Raw genomic sequence first — 19882 nt, forward strand, 5'->3', positions numbered from 1 at the left:
TTTTGGATATAATCATTGCCTAAATTAGAAAAACCTATAAGAACTTGTATAGTTTGTCGTAGTAAACTAAGTAAAGAAAACCTAGTGAGACTTCAATGTAAGGATTACAAACTTATCAGTTTTGATGGAATAGGTAGGAGTTTCTATATTTGTAAAGAGTGTCAAGAGAAAACTCTTTTAGACGAAGAAACAAAAAAAATTGAAAAAGCACTTTTTAAACAGTGTAAAAAAAAAGACGAGTACTTGGTACAACTTAAGGAGATAATAACGCATGTCAGATAACGTAAGAGTATATGAAATTGCAGAAGAAGCTGGGGCTAGCAGCAACCATGTCATAAATAAAGCAAAAGATTTAGGAATTGAACTTAAATCACCTCAAAGTCAAACAACTGTTGAGGATGCAGAAGAGATAGTAAACTATATAATGACTGGAAAAAGTAAAAAACTTCCACAAAAGAAAAAAGTAGTTAAGAAGGTTGAACCTAAAATAGTCAAAGAAGAACCTGTGGTAAGCGAAGAAACTAAGCCAAAAGAAGAACTTACTGTTAAAGAAACTAAGGTTGAAGAACCAAAAGAAGAAATTAAGCCAGTAATTGAAAAACCTAAAAAAACTGAAGATACTAGCCCTAAAAAAACTGATGATACTCAAGAAGTTACTGATACTTTATCTGTTAAAAAAGTTGTACCTAAAAGAAGAGGTTTAAAAATTGTTAAAAAGAAAAAACCTGAAGAACCAAAAATAGAAAAAAAAGAAGAACCAACTTTCTCTTCAGCTGATTCTTCTCAAGTAAAAAAACCTATGAAATCTCTTAGTGAAATTCTAGGTGGAAATAATAATCAAGAAAATCAATCAGAAGCGGCAAAAGCAAAAGCTAAAGTTCAAAAGAAAAAAGCACCACCACGAGCTCATGAGCATGGAAAAGTATTAGAAATATCAAAACAAGAGTTTAAAGAGTCTGATGATTCATTATTAGGTGAAGAAGTTGTTTTACTTGATATGGGATTAACTGATACATCAAAACTATTTGATGATCCACATAAACCAGCAAAAAATAATAATGATAAACAAACTAGAAGTTCAAAACCTGCTGCCTTTGGAAATAGACCTCAAGGTTTAAAAAGAGGTAGAAGAAAGAAAAGAATTAAAAGAGAAGTTGAAGCAGCAGAAGTAACTGAAATCACAATACCTGAAGATGTTAGGGTTTATGAGTTTGCAGAAGCTTGTGGGAAAAGTGCTTCAGAAGTAATTACAGTACTATTTTCTTTAGGAATGATGGTTACAAAAAATGACTTCTTAAAACAAGATGAATTAGAAATTCTTGGTGAAGAGTTTGGTATTGAAGTAACTGTAAAAGATGCTTTAGAAGATGTTAATTATGTAGAAGATTTCGATGAAGAAATTGATAAATCTAATTTCGTAACTAGGCCACCAGTTGTAACAATAATGGGACATGTTGACCATGGTAAAACTTCATTATTAGATAAAATTAGAAGCGCAAAAGTTGCAAAAGGTGAAGCTGGTGGAATTACTCAACATATTTCTGCTTATACAGTTGAACAAAATGGTAAAAAAATCACTTTCGTGGATACTCCAGGACATGCTGCTTTTAGTGAAATGAGATCAAGAGGTGCAAGTGTAACTGATGTTATTATTATAGTTGTTGCAGCTGATGATGGTGTTAAACCACAAACAGAAGAAGTAATAGCACATGCAAAAGCAAGTGGTTGTCCAATCATTGTTGCAATGAATAAAATGGATAAAGAGACAGCAAATCCTGATATGGTTAAATCACAAATGGCTGAGAAAGATATGCTTCCTATTGATTGGGGTGGAGATATTGAATTTATTGGTGTTTCAGCTCATACAGGTGAGGGTATTGATGATTTACTTGAAAATATTTTAATTCAAGCAGAAATGTTAGAATTACAAGCAGACCCTAGCTCAAAAGCAAAAGCTACAGTTGTGGAAGCTACACTTGAAAAAGGTAGAGGTCCAGTTGCAACTGTAATCGTGCAAAGTGGTACGTTAAGAGTTGGTGATAATATCGTAAGTGATACTACATATGGTAGAGTAAAAGCTATAACTAATGATATGGGACAACCTGTAAAAGAGTTAGGACTTTCAGAAACTGGTAATGTATTAGGACTAAATGATATTCCTACATCTGGTTCAGTTATGGTTGTTCAAGATAGTGAAAAAGAAGCTAGAGATATCGCTACTACTAGAGCTGAACATGCAAGAGCAAAAGAGTTATCAAAATCAACTAAAGTATCTTTAGAAGAGATGAGTGGATTAATTGCAGAAGGAAAAATCAAACAACTTCCAGTAATTATTAAAACTGATGTTGGTGGTTCTTTAGAAGCAATTAAAGGTTCATTAGAAAAAATCCAAAATGATGAAGTAAAAGTTAAAATTTTACATGCAGCAGTTGGTGGAATCACTGAGTCTGATGTGGTTTTAGCAGGAGCTAGTGAGGGTTGTATTATCTTAGGATTTAATGTAAGACCTACTGGTTCTATTAAACAAAAAGCTAAAGCTGATGGAATCACAATCAATACTTATAGTATTATTTATGATTTAATTGATGATATCAAAGCTACATTATCTGGTATGATGAGTGCAGTAATAAGAGAAGAAAATACTGGTCAAGCAGAAGTTAAAGATACATTTGTTGTACCAAAAGTTGGAACTGTTGCTGGATGTTTAGTAACTGATGGTAAAGTTATCAAAGGTGGACATGCAAGAATCATTAGAGATGGTGTTGTTACATATACAGGTAAAATTTCATCACTTAAAAGATTCAAAGATGATGCAAAAGAAGTTGTTAATGGATTTGAATGTGGTATTATGTTTGAAAAATTCAATGATATAAAAGTTGGAGATTTCATCGAAACATTTATTCAAATTGAAGAAAAAATCAATATAGATTTATAATATGAAAAGTGTAAACCTACAAAGAACAGAGTCTCTACTTATGGAATTAATTCCAGAGGCTCTTGCTACTTTAAATGATAATAGAATAAAATCACTTGGAATTACTGAAGTTAATTGTCGAAACGGTAAATATGATGCAATAGTTTATTATGATGGAAGTGACTATGATAAAAAAGAGCACCAAATATTAAATAATTTATTAAGTAAAGCAAATGGACATATCAAAACTTATTGTTTAAATGCAACAGGTTGGTATAAATGTCCAAACTTTAAATTTCAAGCGGATGATAAACTAGAAAAAGACTTAAAAATAGAGTCTTTATTTGATAAAATAAAAAAAGAGAAAAAAGAGGACTAATGACTTTAGAAGAATCAATTGAAATGACTGTAAAAGGTTGTGGAGTTGAATTATATGATATTTTGACTACTAAAGAAAATGATAGAGACATATTTAGAATTTATATAACATCTAAAGATGGTGTTTCGCTTGATAAATGTGCAGAAATCTCAAGATTAGTTTCACCTATTTTAGATACAAATGAACCAATGTATGGAAAATATAACTTAGAAGTAAGTTCTCCTGGAATTGAGAGAAGACTAAAAAGAACAGCTCATTATATATCTTCTATTGGTGAAAAAGTTAAAGTAAAAGATTTTGATAAAAATGTATTAAAAGGTGAATTGGTTTTTGCTGATGAAAATGAAATAAAAGTAAAAACTCAAGAGGGTGAAGAAACTATTGCTTATGATAAAATCTCTTCAGCTTCAACTTACTTTGAATGGTAATATAAGGAAATATGTATGAGTTTTGAAAGCTCATTAACTTTTTTCTTAGTAATATTTATTTTTAGCATTACTCCAGGACCTGGAGTTTTTGCTCTTTTGGCAAGAGGAATGACTCTTGGCACTAAACAATGTATTCCCCTAGCTTTTGGTATGTCTATGAGTGATATTATTTACTTAATCTTCGCATGCCTAGGATTAGCAACAATCGCACAAAATTATGCTTTATTGTTTGAATTTATAAGAATATCTGGAGCACTTTATCTGTTTTATTTGGGTTATAAGATGTTTACCACACCTATTAAAATTGAAACTGTTTCAAAAGATAAAGCAGCTAAAAAAGATTTTTTCTTAGGTTTTATGCAAGGCTTTTTAATCTCGGCTTCTAATCCAAAAGTTATACTATTTTATATAGCTTTCTTACCAACATTTTTAGATATAAAATCCCTAAGTGCTTATGACATTTTTCTAGCTTCTACTTTAACACTCTTTTCATTGATGATTGGGTTAATGTTTATATCAATTTTAGCAGCCCAAGCAAAACAAGTTTTAAAATCTCAAAAAGCATTAAAAAGATTAAACTATACAGCTGGATCAATTATGATTGCAGCTGGAAGCTTTTTATTATTCAATAGGCAAACATAATGATAATAGACGATAAATTTTATATGAAACTTGCAATCGATGAGGCATGGAAATATCAACTTCTAACTTATCCAAATCCAGCAGTTGGTTGTGTTGTTGTAAAAAATGGTGAGATTATAGCAATAGAAGCTCACAAAGAAGCAGGTATGCCACACGCAGAAGTAAATGCCCTAAAAGCTGCATATTTAAAAAAACATGCAAATGATACCTTAAAAATAAAAAAGAGTTCCCATGAGATTCATGAGTATTTATTAAAAAATCATAATAACTTTTTCAATGATTGTGAAATTTATGTAACCCTAGAACCATGTAATCACATAGGAAAAACTCCCTCATGTGCAAATTTATTAAAAGAGTTAAAACCAAAAAGAGTAATCATAGCCCATGAAGATACAAACAAACAAGCCTCAGGAGGCATACAAACTCTAAAAAGTGTAAATATAGACATAACACTAGATTGTATGAAGAAAGAAGCCTATGACCTTCTATATCCTTTTATAAAGTGGAGCAGTGGAACATTTATATTTTATAAAATGGCACAAACCCTAAATGGCTGTATAGATGGAAAAGTATCATCTACAATGGCTCAATTATATGTACATACCTTAAGAGATAAAATAGACCTAATGCTAATAGGTGGAAACACAGTAAGAACAGACAAACCAACCCTAGATGCAAGATACATAGCAGGACGGGCTCCAAGTGTAATGATTTATAGCAAAAACAAAATCTTTGATAATAATATCCCACTATTTAAAGTACCAAATAGAGAAGTAATAATAAGTGATGACTTATTTAAACTATTAGATTACAAGTTTGTAATGGTAGAAGGTATTTATAATTTAATGGATGCATTAAAAGAAAGAATTGATTATATTGTTTTACTTGTAAGTCCTAAAATCAGAAAAGGTGTAAATGCTTTAAATGAGATTGATATGGATTTTGAGATTGTTCATGAAAATTATATAGGTGAAGAGAAAATAGTCTTTTTAAAGAAAAAATCAAATTAAATAAATTAAAGTCTTAAGGATATTGATGAATGACGATAATTTAAAAGTAGAATTTAATGAACAATTGAATGGGGCTAAAAACACTTTTTTTGGATTATTACAAGGCATTAATAATAAAATAAATATTGATATTCCTGATTATATCTACCATTATACATCATCAGAAAGTTTTGAATTAATAATGAAAAGTGAAACTCTTAGATTGTACACAATAGAAAATTTTATTGATAAAAATGAAAGAAACTTAAAATTTAATGTTGAAGATAGAATTAGAGGAAACCTTGTTGATAATATAAATAATACTAAGCATGATATAACAAGCATAATAAAGAATGAATTATCTAATGAGTTTGTATTTATACAATCAAATACAAGTTCGAATAAAAATAAATATTTGTGGAATAATTATGCTAATAATCAAAAGGGCGTATGCTTAAAATTATCAACAAAAAAATTTATAGATTATGTCAATTCAAAAATTGATGAATATGAATTATTACCTGACTATTATAAATGTTGTTATATACAATATGATATACATAGTTTTAATAAGTTTTTGGAAATCATATTTGACTCAATAAATAATTTACAAAATGATTTGAAAAATAATTTATATTTAGCTTGGTTCTTTTTAATTGAATATTGGAGAAGTTTTTTCAAAAATGAGAACTATAAGCCAGAAGAAGAAATAAGATTCATTATTTCTGACAATTATGCACTTTTTCTTTTTATCTACCATTTATTATTAAAATGGAAAGTTGCTAAATCAAATAATCCAGAGAAAATTTCAAAACTATTTTTAAATGAATATAATAAAAGAAAGATTAGAGTTTATAGTGAATTCAAATTAAATACCTTAGGTAATAAAAAATATTTAAATATTCCATTATATGAAATATTGGATTCTGTAATTATAGGTTCAGACTGTAAACTATCTAAAGAATTTATAAGTAAGGTGAGTGATAGAAAAATTAAAAAATCAAATATAATAAAATCTTCTAAAATATAAATATTTATTGATAGAAACAAGAGAGAGGTTTTTTTGAGGAAGGAGCTGACAAGTGTCAGTGACTGAAGAAAAGAAATCTCTATCGCAGTTTATAGCGATAAAGATTTATATTTTTATTTTACTTTTTCTATGTACTCACCGATTCTTGTGTCACATTTAATAATGTCACCTTCAACTAAGTGAAATGGTATTTGTACAACTGCACCTGATTCAAGAGTTGCAGGTTTTTTACCACCTTGAGAGTCACCTTTGAAGTTAGGTGGAGTATCTACAATTTTAAGTTCAACTGTCATTGGTGGTTCAACTGTGATTGCACTTCCATTGAAGAACATCATATCACAACTCATACCATCAATAATCCAATCAAAAGCTTCCCCAACTTGGTCATAAGTTAAACCAATTTGTTCGTAAGTATTGTTATCCATAAATTGAAGTAATTCACCATCATCATATAAAAACTGCATAGTTTTTTGTTGTAAGTCAGGAGTTTCACATTTATCACCAGCATGGAAAGTTTTTTCAATAACTTTTCCATTTAAAAAAGATTTGATTTTACATCTTACAAATGCTGCACCTTTTCCAGGCTTAACATGTTGATATTCAGTAATTTTGTAAGGGATTCCATCAAGTTGGATTTTCATTCCCTTTTTTAATTCACTCATTCCTATATTTGCCAAAGTTACCCCTTATTAAATTTCTACATAAGAAACTGAAATTGCAGCTTCTAAGTTTTCTAATTGTTTTAAAACATCGTGAGAAACAAAAGTATCAACTAATATAACAGCCAATGCAGAATCTTTTCCACGAGATAATCTAAAGTCAGCGATATTGATATTATTATCACCTAAAGTTTTTCCAACTGTTCCAATTACTCCTGGGATATCAGAATTTCTTAAAAATATCATATTCCCTTTTGGAGCAATATCAAATACGAAGCCATTAACTTCTACTATTCTTTGAACATCTTCATCAAATACAGTTCCTGAAATAGTATTAACACCTTTTTCAGTAGTGATTTTTACAGTTACTTTATTGCTATAGCCACTGCCATTTACGATTTCGCAAGTATCAACTTTGATGCCTTTTTCTTCAGCCCAAAATTTTGCATTTACATAATTAACTTCATCACCGCCAGCAACTTTTAAAGCCCCAACAGTTGCAAAAGTTAAAAGTGAATCTAAATACTCTTTGATTTCACCTTGTCCACTAACAGTTATTGATCTAATAGCGCTTTTGTCAGTTTGTGCACTTAAGAATGCAATTTTTTGAGTTAATTCAATATATGGTTTTACAAAAGAAGGAATTTTGCTTTCATCTATTGGAAGGTTTAGAGCATTTGGGTATGAAATACCTCTTGCTGACTCAATTGCATTTCTTGCAGCTTGAACTGCTATTTCTTTTTGTGATTCTCTTGTATTTGCACCTAAATGTGCAGTTACAGTTATATTTGGTAAATCTAATAATGGATTATTTATTGCTGGCTCTTTTTTGAAAACATCAATTCCTGCCATTGCAATTTTACCTGATTTTAGGTTGTTAAATAATGCTTCTTCATTATATAATCCACCTCTTGCACAGTTGATTAGAATTACTCCATCTTTCATCTTAGCAATTTCAGCTTCACCAATCATATCAATTGTTTCTTGATTTTTTGGTGTATGTATAGTAATAATGTCACAAGCTAAAATATCATCAAAGTTTGTAGTGTATTTAATACCTAAATCAGTCGCTTTTGTTGAAGGGATATACGGGTCATAAGTAACTACATCCATCTCAAATGATTTTGCTCTAAGTGCTACTCTATGTCCTATATTTCCAAAACCAATAACACCTAGTTTTTTACTAAATAGTTCATTACCATACCAATCTTCTCTTTTCCATACTCTCTCATTTTTTAATTGATTGTGAGCATACGGAAACTTTCTCATACAAGAAAGCATGTGTGTCATTGTAAGTTCAACTGCTGCTATAGTATTTGCAGTTGGAACATTCATAGCAATAATACCTCTTTTGCTACAACCTTCCATATCTACATTATCATAACCAACACCAGCTCTTATAATAGCTTTTAAGTTTACTGCTGCATTTAAGAATTTTTCATCAACATCAGTTGAAGATCTTGTAATTGCGATGTCAGCATCTTTAATTACATCTAATAATGCAGTTTTATCAATATCAGCTGCAAAAACATAATTAATGTCTTCAGCAGCTTTAAGTATATTTAGTCCATTTTCATGGATATGATCACAAACTACAATTGTATGTTTACTCATTCTTCTAAATCCTTGAATTATTTCATTTGGTCTTTTAATAAATCACCTAAAGTCATAGACGAATCATCGTTTACAGATTTTAAGATTTCTCTTTCTTGTTGTTGTTCTAATCTTTTGATTGATAATCGAACTCTATTTCTATTAGTATCAATATTTACAACAACAGCTTCAATTTCTTTTCCAATTTCGATATTCTCAGCAGTAGTAGGAGCAAAATCTTCATTTCTAACTAATCCATCTAAATTGTCTTCAAGTTTAATGAATAATCCGAAATCTTTAAGATCTTTAATTGTTCCTTTAACTATATCACCAATTTTATGAGTTGATTGAAAATTTTTAGCTGGAGAGTCTGTAATATCTTTGATTGATAATGAAATGTTTTCTTTTTCTCTATCAATTTTGATAATTTTAACTTCAAGCTCATCACCTTTTTTATAAAGGTTTTTACATTTTGCATTACCTTCCCAAGAAGCTTCTTCGTTGTGTAATAACCCATCAACATCACCTAGAGTAACAAATGCTCCAAATTCAGTTAAAGTTGCTACTTTACCAGTAACGATATCTCCAACTTTATGCTCTTTTGTAAATTTTGCAAAAGGTTTTTCTTGAAGATTTTTTAAAGATACTCTTAATCTTTTTTTATCAACATCTAATTCAATAACTTCAACATTAACTTCATCACCTAATGTTAAAAGATCTTTTGGATTTTTAAGATTTTTATTCCATGAAATTTCAGAGATATGTAATAAACCTTCAATATCATTTCCTAAGTCAACAAATGCACCATAAGATTCAAAGTTAGAAATAGTAACAGTAATAGTATCACCTACATCTAATTCGTCTCTGATTTCTTCCCAAGGGTTAGAAAGTGCAGCTTTAACTGATAATGATAAGTGTTGTTTAGTTTTGTCATAAGATAAAACTTTAACAGTAACTTCGTCACCTTCAGCATAATAATTAGATGGATTAACAGGACCTTTGTAAGAGATTTCATTATAGTTTACTAAACCATCAATTCCACCTAAATCTACAAACATTCCATAAGATGTGATTTTTTTGATTGTTCCATTGATTAGACCATCATTTTCTAAAAATTGTGCAACTTTTGCATCTTTTTCTATTTTAGATTCTTCAATAAGTTTTTTTCTTGAAACTATGATTGAGTTTTGTGCTTCATTGATTTTTAAAACTTTCGCTTTAACTTTTTTACCAAGTGCACCTTGAGCTTTTAAGTATGATTGAGCCATTGGCATAAAATACTCACAACCATTATCATCTTCAATTATAAATCCACCTCTAGGTTTAATAGAGATAATTTTACCTTCAATAGTAACATCTTCTAAATCTTCAGTATGTTCTTTTACAAAAGCATCAAATTTTTCTTTTTGTAAAACTTTTTTGTGAGAGATAGAAGGTTTTTCACCTCTAATACCAGTTAATATAACAGGGATTGTATCACCTACTTTATATTTAACTTCACCACCAATAGTAATTTCAGAGATATGTAGTCTTCCTTCAACTTTTTGACCAACATCAACAGAAACGTTTTCACCAGAAATTTCAACAATAACACCATCAACTACAGAGTTGTTCTCTGCATTTTCGAAAGACTCATTAAGCATTTGCTCAAAGTCAAAGTCTTCACCAATTTCAATATCTTCGATACCCATATTTTTCCTTCGTATAACCATTATTTATAAAATGCAGTGATTATATCGAAGATTGGCTTAAACAAATTAATTTTAAAAATTGGTTAGTATGCTTCTACTTGGTTTACAACTTTTTGAATAACCCAATCAGGCGTTGAAGCACCCGCTGTTATGCCACAAAGTTTTTTATCTTTGAACCATTGAGGGTCTAGTTCTCTTTCATCTTCTAAAAGATAACTATCTATACAATTTTCTTTTGAGATATTTAGAAGCTGTTTTGTATTTGAAGAATTTTTTCCACCAATTACAATCATAATATCTACTTCTTTTGATAATTCCCTTGCGGCATCTTGATTTTCAAATGTTGCATCACAAATTGTATTAAATACTCTTACTTCTTTATTTTTTGGAATTAAGGTATTTACTATTTCAAGATATTTTTCTTTTTTCTTTGTTGTTTGTGCAATTGTTGCAATTTTTGTATATTTAAATTTTATATTTTTTAAATCTTCTGGTTCTAGTATTACAAATACATCATCTTGATCTTTTGCATAAGATTGTACCCCTAAAACTTCTGGATGGTCTTTATCACCAAAAATAACAATTGAATACTCTTCTGCTGACATCTTTTTTACTATTTGTTGAGGAGTTGTAACAAATGGGCAAGTTGCATTGATAACTTTTGCATCTTTTGCTTTTAGATTTTTTAAATCAAATTTTGGAATACCATGTGTTCTAATAATTATTGTATCGTTATCTTTTACTTCATCTAATGAGGTATATAATCCTACATTATAATCATTTTTAAGTCTATCTATTTCATTTGTATTATGAATAAGAGGTCCCATAGTTGCAGAGTTTTTATACTCTTCTGCAATTTTAATTGCTCTTTTTACTCCAAAACAAAATCCATAAGATGATGCTAATTTTACTTTCATAAATTGTCCTTAAAAATGTCCCTATCTTTTGAGGGACATTTTTTTATAATTTCTTTTATCAAGATAACAAAGCTAGCTCTAAAAAAGTAAATCCTAAAGAGAATAACTTGTTGTCCTTTTAGGCTTTTAGTGTGTCTAATATTTCTTTGAAGTTTGGAAATGATGTTAAAATACAATCTACATCTTGGATTTGCATACCTGAATTTAATCCAGCTATTGCAAAGCTCATTGCAATTCTATGGTCACCATGAGAATTTATTGTTGCTTTTTTTAACTTTCCACCAATTATTTCATAACCATCTTCAAATTCTGTGTAATTTACTCCACAAAGTTTTAGATTATTTACAACTGAGCTTATTCTATCACTTTCTTTTACTCTTAGTTCTTTTGCATTTGATACTTTTGATTTTCCATTTGCCAAACTCATAGCAATACTTAATGCTGGAAGCTCATCAATAAGCCATGAAATATTTTCGCTAACATCTACCCCATTTAACTTATTTGCAGATACTACAATATCTCCCATAGGTTCATAGACATTCTCTTTTTCGATAAATTCAACATCTGCACCCATTCTTTTTAAAACTACATAGGCTTCTGTTCTTGTTGGGTTTAATGTCACATTTTTAATTGTTACTTTTGCATTTGGAGTAATAGCAGCTGCAACTGCAAAGAAAAATGCAGAACTAGGATCTGTTGGAACGGTTATATTTAAAGGTTTTAAAGGTGAAGTTAAAGGATAAATATTTATAAATCCTTCATTATCAGTTTCTACTTTTGCGCCCATTCCTTTTAACATTCTTTCCGTATGATCTCGTGTTAGTTCATTTTCTTTATATTTAGATACTCCATTTGCTCTTAAAGCTGCTAAAATCATTGCTGATTTTACTTGTGCTGAATCAACAGGTGAGTGATAAGTAAATGCCTTTAACTCTTTTACGCCTCTTATAAAAAGTGGTGCTTTATTACCATCTTCTCTACCATCAATTTTAGCTCCAATGCTTCTAAGTGGATCAGCAACTCTTTTCATCGGTCTTGAGTGAAGATATTTATCTCCTACAAGGGTAAATGCTCCATCAATAGATGCTAAAAAACCACAAAAAAGTCTTATTGCAGTTCCCGAATTCCCACAATCAAGTACATTTGCTGGTTCACTTAATGTACCTTTTGGAGTAATTGTAACTGTTGAACCATCTCTTTTAACCTCTGCACCTAATTGCTCTACAATTGAAAGCGTATTTAGAGTATCTTCTGCTGTTAAAAAATTCTTGATATGTGATGTTTTATTACTCAAAAGTGAAAACATAGCACATCTATGTGAGATTGATTTATCACTTGCAATATTGTCAATAACAATATTAAATGGTTTTGTTAAAGCATCTATATTAAAGCTTTGCATTTATCTTATTCCTATTCCTAATGCCAAATTCAATTTTTCTAAAATAGAGTTTATAGTAGCATTGATATCATCTTCTTCAAGTGTTTTATCAAAGCTTTGTAGAATAAATCTTATTGTTAAACTCTCTTTATCACCTAATCTTTCATCACTATATGTATCTACTAAATTAAATTGTTGGATTGTAACATCTTCAATACTATTAATTACATTTCTTATTTTAGAATAGGGAATATCTTTAGGTACGATTAAGCTTAAATCTCTTTTTGAAGCTTGAAACTTAGAATATTCATTTGCTTTTATTAAATTATTTGCAATTTTGTCAAAATCAATTTCAGCAATAAAAGTATTAGGTAAGTCATAATCTTTTGCAACATTTGGATGAAGTTTTGAAATAAATCCAATTTTTTTATTATCAACTATGATATGTGCATTTTGATATGGATGAACTAATAAATTATTGATTTCATTCATTGGCTCTAAATCAAATTTACCAATAGTATTAGCAACTTTTTTTGAGAATCCAAAAAACTCTATGTTTGCTGGTTTTCCATTATTTGTAAATGATTCATACTCGCTATCACCACTAAAGATAAATGAAATTTTTTGTGATTCTATTCTTTGGTTATCAAATACTGTTCCAATTTCAAAGAAAGCAACTTTTTTGAATCCTTGTTTAAAATTATTTGAACAAGCTTCAATAAGATTTGTCAACATTGTAGTTCTAAATGTATTTAGCTCATTTACTATTGGATTTAAAATATCTAGTTTTTCATTTACAGTTTCAAGATTATATTTTTCAAGAGTCTCTTTATTTGTGAAAACATAAGTTAGGGTTTCAAAAAAACCATTTTCTATGGCTTTTGCTCTTACTTTATTTTTTTTAGTAATTTTACTTGATGCTTCATTTAATCTATTTACTTCTTCGATTTGTAAGGGAGTTGATTCAATATTATCAATACCTACTATTCTCACAATTTCTTCAGTTATGTCAGCGATATTTTTAATATCATGTCTAAACAGTGGAACTTGAACAGATAATACACCTGACCCACCATCTTTAACAATAAATCCTAAACCACTTAATATTTTTTCAATTTTAACTTTTGTAAAAGTTTTTCCAACAATTGAACTAACTCTTTTAATACTTACATCTATAGATAATCTTTCTTTATCTTCTGTAAATACTTCATATCCTCTATAAAGTTTTGCACCAAATTTTGAAATTAAAGTAGTAAAATACTCCATTCCTGATTCAATATTTGGCTCACTTCCCCTTGAAGTTTTATAATAAACTTCTCCTGTTTTTATTCTTTTATCAAATACATTTTTTGATAATTCTTCAGGATTATTATATGAAGCTTCTAAGATATAAGTTACATCATCTTTATTTATAGCCTCATTTTTTATACTAATTGTGCTTAATTTTTCTTTTCCATAAACTTCATCAAATCCATCTTTAGATTTTTTAATATGAAGAACAGATAAGTCATTTAAAGTATCACAATCAGCTTTTGCATAAGCGTGCATTGTTACACCAGTAGCATGTGTCGCATAAGATAAAATATTTTCTATGTCACAATCTTTGTATAAATCTATAGTTGCAACTCTTAATTTATATAATAAGGGAACTTTTAATTCTGTAAAATCTCCAGCTTTATAAATTAAAGATGATGAGATAGAACTATCACTTTCTATTTCAAGAAGTTGCCCAATACCAATATCATTATATTCTAAGTTTTTTTCTTGTTCACATAAAGCTACACCATAACAAACACTTAATTCTCTTGCAACTCCATGAATACTTAAACAATCACCCCTATTAGCTGTTAATTCTATTTCGATGACATCGTCATTGATAAGTCTATATTCATTTAGTTCTTTCCCAATAACTAACTCGCCAATAGACTCATCAAGTTCTAGTATTCCATCATTTAATTTTGGAAGACCAATTTCAGTTGAAGAACAAATCATACCATTTGATTCTAAACCTCTTAGTTTTGCTTTTTTTATTTTAAAATCAGCTCCAAGAACACATCCAACAGTTGCAACAGGTACATATTGACCAGCAGCAACATTTTTAGCTCCACAAACGATTTGTGTGATTTCATTACCAATATTAACTTGACAAACAGATAGTTTATCAGCATCTGGATGTTTTTCTTTTGATTCCACATATCCAATTACAACACCAGAAGGTATTCTAATCTTTTCTAATGAATCAACTTCTAATCCAATTGAATTTAATTTTTTGCAAATATCATTTATATCAATTTTAGAGATGTCTATAAAATCTTCTAACCATCTTTTTGTAACTATCATTTGAACTGTCCTAATAATCTTAAATCACTCTCAAAAAGAGATCTTAAATCTCCAATATTATGAATTAACATTGCAAATCTCTCAACACCTAATCCAAAGGCATAACCAGATACATCTTCATAACCAACAGATTTAAATACATTTTCATCAACGATTCCACATCCTAAAACTTCAAGCCATCCTGTATGCGAACAAACACGACAACCATCACCTTTACAAAATACACATGAAATATCAACTTCTGCAGATGGTTCTGTAAATGGAAAAAATGAAGGTCTAAATCGCACTTCAACATCTCCAAACATATGTTTTAAAAACTCTTCAAGTACATGTTTTAAGTTTGAAAATGAGATTTTATCAGAACTATCTACCACTAGCCCTTCTATTTGATGGAACATAGGTGTATGTGTAAGGTCGAAATCTCTTCTAAATACTGTTCCTGGTGCTATCATTCTAATAGGAGGCTTTTGAGCTAACATAGTTCTAATTTGCACAGGAGAAGTGTGCGTTCTTAAAAGTGTATAATCTTTATTGTAAAAAGTATCTTGCATATCTCTTGCAGGGTGATATTTTGGAAGATTTAAAGCTTCAAAGTTATGGAAGTCATCTTCTACTAAAGGTCCTTCTTCAACTGCAAAATTTAAATTTTGAAAATAAGAGATAATTTTATCCATAGTATCAACAACTGGATGAACAGCACCACAAGTTAATTTGTTATTAAATCTTGATACATCAATTTTTTCTTCTTCAAGTTTTTTATTTAATTCAATTTTTTCTAAAATTTCTTTTTTTGACTCTAAGGCACTTGTTGCTTCAATTTTTTTTGTATTTAGATTTTGTGCAAATGCTTTTTTCTCTTCATTTGGAATATCTTTTAATCTTGCAAATTCTTTAGTTAAAAAACCTTTTTTACCAAGTATCTCAATTCTTAGATTTTCTAAGGTTTCTATAGAATCAGCAGATTCTATTTTTTCGATCCACTCTTTCACTTATTTCCCCTGTTTTCATTTATATAAAAGGTGATTATTGTACTTAAGTTTTTATTAGAGTTTGGTTATAATAAAAATTAATACTATTAAAAGGAACGGGATATGTGCATTTTTTGTAAAATTGTGAATGGGGAAATTCCAAATAAAACTATATTAGAAGATGAAAGATTTTTAGCCTTTGAAGATATAAATCCAGCTTGTAAAGTTCATGCCTTAGTTATACCAAAGGAGCATTATACTTCATTTGATGTTGTACCTCCAAAAATAATGGCGGGAATGACTGAATTTATTCAAAAAGTTGCTTCAAAATTAAATCTAAGAGATGATGGATATAGACTTATTACAAATATTGGAGATCAAGGTGGACAAGTTGTACATCACTTGCATTTTCATATTTTAGGTGGAGAATATGTAGGGAGTTTAGTTGGGGAAAAAACCAAACAATAAAAAAGAGGTTTTCCTCTTTTTATTATTTTTGAGAGTAACTACCTAATGACATAAGTTTTTGGTATCTTTTTTCATATCTTTGTTCTTTGGACATATCTCTTAACTCTTTTACTGATGTTAAAAAATAATCTGCTAGAGCTTTTATAGCTTCATCTTTTGACCTATGTGCACCAATTAATGGTTCATTTATTACATCATCAATTAAATCAAGACTTTTTAAAGATTCAGCAGTAATTTTTAAAGAATTTGCAGCAGTTTCAGCTTGTGCAGGGTCATTCCATAGAATTGCAGCACAACCTTCAGGAGAAATAACAGCATAAACTGAATATCTCATCATTGCTAATTTATCAGCAACAGAAATAGCTAGTGCTCCTCCTGAACCACCTTCACCAATTACAACAGAAATTGTAATAGTATTTAAATCAGAAAATTCATATAAGTTTCTAGCAATAGCCTCTGATTGATTTCGCTCTTCTGCTCCAATACCCGGATATGCACCCGGAGTGTCTACTAACATAAGAATTGGTAAATTAAATTTTTCAGCTATTTTTGCAGCTCTTAGTGCTTTTCTGTAGCCTTCAGGACTTGGCATTCCAAAATTTCTTTTTAGTTTATTTTTAGTACCTCTACCTTTTTGTTCACCTATTACTACTACTTTTTCATCACCAATTTTACCTAAGTAACAAATTATCGCATTATCATCATTGAAGTGCCTATCACCATGAATTTCATAAGCATCAGTTAAAAGACCTCTAATATAATCTAAGGCATAAGGTCTATCTGGATGACGTGCTAATTGAAGTTTTTGATAATCAGTTAAATTCTTAAAAGTTTTTTCAACTTCTTTTTCTAGCTTTTTATCTAATATTTCAACTGCATGTTCATCTGACTTTGATTTTGCTACTACTATATCTTCTTCAATAGCTTTTATTTTTTCTTCAAATGTTAAATAAGTTGACAATTTATTCCTTTATTAAAAAGATTTAATCTTTTAATATAAATTATTTTGTAAATTTTTTAAATATGATTGAACCGTTTGTTCCACCAAAACCAAAGTTATTACTCATAACCGTATTTAATTCTATTTTTCTTGCAACATTTGGTACATAATCCAAGTCACATTCTTCATCAGGATTAATCATATTAATTGTTGGAGGAATGATACCTTCATTTAATGATTTAATTGTAAAGATTGCTTCAATTGCTCCAGCAGCTCCTAAACAATGTCCAATTTGACCTTTTGTTGAAGTTACAGGAGGACAATTTTCTTTTCCACCAAATAATTCTTTTATTGCTTTAGTTTCATTTGCATCTCCTACAGGAGTAGAAGTACCATGCGTATTTATATAATCAATTTTTGGATATTCACCTGTGTTTGATTTTACCATTTCAAATGCAGCTCTCATAGCTCTTAATGGACCATCCATTACAGGAGCAGTGATATGATTTGCATCAGCACTTTCTCCAAATGCAATTATCTCTGCATAAATTTTAGCACCTCTTGCAAGTGCAGAATCTAAAGTTTCTACAACTAAAGCACCAGCACCTTCACCCATAACGAAACCATCTCTTTCTTTATCAAAAGGTCTTGATGCTGTTTGAGGGTCATCATTTCTAGTAGATAGCGCTTTCATTGCAGCAAATCCACCAATGCCTGCACCACAAATTGCAGCTTCAGCACCAACTACTAAAATATTATCAGCACCACCTAAAGCAATAGTTTTAACAGCATCTGATAAAGCATGAGTTGAAGCAGAACAAGCAGTTACATGAGATAAATTAGGTCCTTTTAAACCATGTTCAATAGAAATAAATCCACCCAGCATATTTACTAATGATGAAGGAATAAAAAATGGAGATATTCTTCTAGGTCCTTTTGTATCACAAACTACAGAATTTTTTTCAATTGTTGATAATCCACCAATTCCAGAAGCAGAAATTACTCCAAATCTTGGAGCAAGTTCATCATTCACTTTATTATTATCTTCACTTGCAAAACCAGAGTCAATCATAGCTTCTTTTGCAGCTTTAATACCTAATTGGATAAATCTATCAGCTTTTTTTACTTCTTTTTTATCCATAACTGTTGTTGGGTCAAAATTTTTTACTTCTCCTGCAAACTTTACTGAATATTCAGTTGAATCAAAAAGAGTAATATCTCTAATTCCACATTTACCTGCAACTACTGCATCGAATGATTCATTTACATTATGTCCTAAAGAATTTATAGTACCTAGACCAGTTATTACAACTCTTTTCATCTATTTAAGCTCCATTTGTGATTATAATTTAATTATTTAAATTGTTCAATTTTCTTCTAAAAATTCAAAAATTTAAATAAAGAGTTAAAAGTAACTCTTTATTTGAGTCAAGAATAATGTCTTATTACTTGATTATTTATTATCTTCGATGTATTTGATAGCATCTGAAACAGTTAAGATTTTTTCTGCATCTTCATCAGGTATTTCGATGTCAAATTTTTCTTCTAAAGCCATAACTAGCTCAACAACATCTAACGAATCTGCCCCTAAGTCTTCAATGAATTTTGAATCTTCTTTAACTTCAGCTGGATCGCAATCTAATTGCTCAACTACTACTTCTTTCACATCATCTAATAATGCCATTTTCTTTCCTTTTTTAAAATTGTCCTAGAATTATACCTAAAAGCCTTTAAATATTCTTTTAAATAAAAAATTTTAACTTTTTAAACGTATAAGCCACCATTAACTTTTAATATCTCTCCTGTTATATAAGAAGAGTGATCACTTAATAAAAATGCAACCGCATCAGCGATTTCACTTGGTTTCCCAAATCTACTTAATGGGATATTTTTTTCATATTCTGCTTTTACTTCATCTTTTAATTCATCAGTCATATCTGTTTGAATAAAACCAGGAGTAACTGCATTATATCTTATACTTCTTGAAGCTGCTTCTTTTGCAAACGATTTAGTCATAGCATTTAATCCACCTTTAGAAGCTGAATAATTAGTTTGACCAGGATTACCCATTTCTCCAACTATTGATGAAATATTAACAATTGAACCAAATCTTTTTTTACCCATTATTTTTAATGCAGCTTTACAACCAATAAATGCTGATGTTAAATTTGCACTGATTACATCATTGAAATCTTGAACAGACATTCTAAGTGCTAATTTATCTTTTGTAATACCAGCATTGTTAACTAAATATGATAATTCACCATCAGAATCAATAATTGTATTAATTGCACTTACAAACTCATCTTCATTTGTAACATCTGCTTTTATAATTGCAGCTTTTCCACCAGCAGCTTCAATCTCTTCTTGAATTTTAGAAGCTTCATCTGCTTTACTTCTATAATTAATCCATACTTTAAGTCCATGACTTGCAAGAGTTTTGGCAATTTGGGCACCTATCCCTCTGCTAGCACCAGTAACTAGTACATTTGAACCTGTAAATTTCATCTTTATCCTTATGTTTATTTTATGAAAATAGCTTTAAT

Annotated in this window: 19 protein-coding genes; 8 read left to right on the forward strand and 11 right to left on the reverse strand. The window is 29.5% G+C overall.

Annotated features, from left to right (window positions below; translation table 11 throughout):
• Window positions 1-15: 15 nt before the first annotated feature.
• The 7 genes from ACNI3D_RS02490 to ACNI3D_RS02520 are packed head-to-tail and all read left to right on the forward strand — an operon-like array spanning window position 16 to window position 6382.
• Window positions 16-282 carry a DUF448 domain-containing protein gene (locus ACNI3D_RS02490; protein WP_129100452.1) on the forward strand — a complete coding sequence of 89 codons (267 nt, stop codon included), beginning with the start codon at window positions 16-18 and terminating at the stop codon, window positions 280-282.
• Window positions 272-2935, forward strand: coding sequence for a translation initiation factor IF-2 (gene infB, locus ACNI3D_RS02495; RefSeq protein ID WP_419768126.1), 2664 nt, complete (start codon window positions 272-274; stop codon window positions 2933-2935). The genes ACNI3D_RS02490 and infB overlap by 11 nt, the downstream gene beginning before the upstream one ends.
• A 1-nt stretch (window position 2936) precedes the next feature.
• Complete coding sequence (rbfA, locus tag ACNI3D_RS02500) at window positions 2937-3293, forward strand: 30S ribosome-binding factor RbfA (RefSeq protein WP_419768127.1); 357 nt, start codon at window positions 2937-2939, stop codon at window positions 3291-3293.
• Window positions 3293-3721 (forward strand): ribosome maturation factor RimP, encoded by a 429-nt coding sequence (gene rimP, locus ACNI3D_RS02505; protein WP_375722705.1) that lies wholly within the window; start codon window positions 3293-3295, stop codon window positions 3719-3721. Before rbfA ends, rimP begins: the two co-directional genes overlap by 1 nt.
• Window positions 3722-3736: 15 nt before the next feature.
• On the forward strand, window positions 3737-4363 hold the full coding sequence (locus ACNI3D_RS02510) for a LysE family translocator (RefSeq protein WP_419768128.1): 627 nt from the start codon (window positions 3737-3739) through the stop codon (window positions 4361-4363).
• Window positions 4363-5373 (forward strand): bifunctional diaminohydroxyphosphoribosylaminopyrimidine deaminase/5-amino-6-(5-phosphoribosylamino)uracil reductase RibD, encoded by a 1011-nt coding sequence (gene ribD / locus ACNI3D_RS02515; protein ID WP_419768129.1) that lies wholly within the window; start codon window positions 4363-4365, stop codon window positions 5371-5373. The genes ACNI3D_RS02510 and ribD overlap by 1 nt, the downstream gene beginning before the upstream one ends.
• A 25-nt stretch (window positions 5374-5398) precedes the next feature.
• Window positions 5399-6382, forward strand: a complete 984-nt coding sequence (locus ACNI3D_RS02520) for a DUF2971 domain-containing protein (protein WP_419768130.1) — start codon at window positions 5399-5401, stop codon at window positions 6380-6382.
• Window positions 6383-6495: 113 nt separating this feature from the next.
• Here the strand turns inward: ACNI3D_RS02520 and efp are convergent, their stop codons facing one another.
• From efp to pheS, 7 genes are all read right to left on the reverse strand, one after another.
• On the reverse strand, window positions 6496-7059 hold the full coding sequence (efp, locus tag ACNI3D_RS02525) for an elongation factor P (protein ID WP_375722708.1): 564 nt from the start codon (window positions 7057-7059) through the stop codon (window positions 6496-6498).
• A 12-nt stretch (window positions 7060-7071) separates the two neighbouring features.
• The gene (serA, locus tag ACNI3D_RS02530) at window positions 7072-8655 is read right to left on the reverse strand and encodes a phosphoglycerate dehydrogenase (protein WP_419768131.1); all 1584 of its coding nucleotides are present in this window, start codon (window positions 8653-8655) and stop codon (window positions 7072-7074) included.
• Between the two features lie 17 nt (window positions 8656-8672).
• A complete protein-coding gene (locus ACNI3D_RS02535) occupies window positions 8673-10325 on the reverse strand; it encodes a 30S ribosomal protein S1 (RefSeq protein WP_129100460.1) in 1653 nt (550 codons plus the stop codon).
• An 83-nt stretch (window positions 10326-10408) separates the two neighbouring features.
• Window positions 10409-11242 carry a 4-hydroxy-3-methylbut-2-enyl diphosphate reductase gene (locus ACNI3D_RS02540; protein ID WP_419768132.1) on the reverse strand — a complete coding sequence of 278 codons (834 nt, stop codon included), beginning with the start codon at window positions 11240-11242 and terminating at the stop codon, window positions 10409-10411.
• A 118-nt stretch (window positions 11243-11360) separates the two neighbouring features.
• Entirely contained in the window at window positions 11361-12641 is a 1281-nt protein-coding gene (gene aroA / locus ACNI3D_RS02545) for a 3-phosphoshikimate 1-carboxyvinyltransferase (RefSeq protein WP_419768133.1), read from the reverse strand.
• Window positions 12642-14960, reverse strand: coding sequence for a phenylalanine--tRNA ligase subunit beta (pheT, locus tag ACNI3D_RS02550; protein ID WP_419768134.1), 2319 nt, complete (start codon window positions 14958-14960; stop codon window positions 12642-12644).
• Complete coding sequence (pheS, locus tag ACNI3D_RS02555) at window positions 14957-15949, reverse strand: phenylalanine--tRNA ligase subunit alpha (RefSeq protein ID WP_419768135.1); 993 nt, start codon at window positions 15947-15949, stop codon at window positions 14957-14959. Before pheS ends, pheT begins: the two co-directional genes overlap by 4 nt.
• A 102-nt stretch (window positions 15950-16051) precedes the next feature.
• On the opposite strand from pheS, the gene ACNI3D_RS02560 reads away from it, so the two are divergent.
• Window positions 16052-16396, forward strand: a complete 345-nt coding sequence (locus tag ACNI3D_RS02560) for a histidine triad nucleotide-binding protein (RefSeq protein ID WP_129100465.1) — start codon at window positions 16052-16054, stop codon at window positions 16394-16396.
• Between the two features lie 22 nt (window positions 16397-16418).
• On the opposite strand, the gene accA is transcribed toward ACNI3D_RS02560, so the two are convergent.
• The 4 genes from accA to fabG form a co-directional block, all read right to left on the reverse strand.
• Window positions 16419-17357 (reverse strand): acetyl-CoA carboxylase carboxyl transferase subunit alpha, encoded by a 939-nt coding sequence (accA, locus tag ACNI3D_RS02565; RefSeq protein ID WP_419768136.1) that lies wholly within the window; start codon window positions 17355-17357, stop codon window positions 16419-16421.
• A gap of 40 nt (window positions 17358-17397) precedes the next feature.
• On the reverse strand, window positions 17398-18657 hold the full coding sequence (locus ACNI3D_RS02570) for a beta-ketoacyl-ACP synthase II (RefSeq protein WP_419768137.1): 1260 nt from the start codon (window positions 18655-18657) through the stop codon (window positions 17398-17400).
• A 132-nt stretch (window positions 18658-18789) separates the two neighbouring features.
• Entirely contained in the window at window positions 18790-19020 is a 231-nt protein-coding gene (acpP, locus tag ACNI3D_RS02575) for an acyl carrier protein (RefSeq protein ID WP_013134306.1), read from the reverse strand.
• 80 nt (window positions 19021-19100) lie between these two features.
• A complete protein-coding gene (fabG, locus tag ACNI3D_RS02580; protein WP_129100468.1) occupies window positions 19101-19844 on the reverse strand; it encodes a 3-oxoacyl-ACP reductase FabG in 744 nt (247 codons plus the stop codon).
• Between the last annotated feature and the right edge of the window lie 38 nt (window positions 19845-19882).

Origin of the sequence: Arcobacter siniprincipis (SeqCode), from assembly GCF_048571125.1 — a bacterium.
GTDB lineage: Bacteria > Campylobacterota > Campylobacteria > Campylobacterales > Arcobacteraceae > Arcobacter > Arcobacter siniprincipis.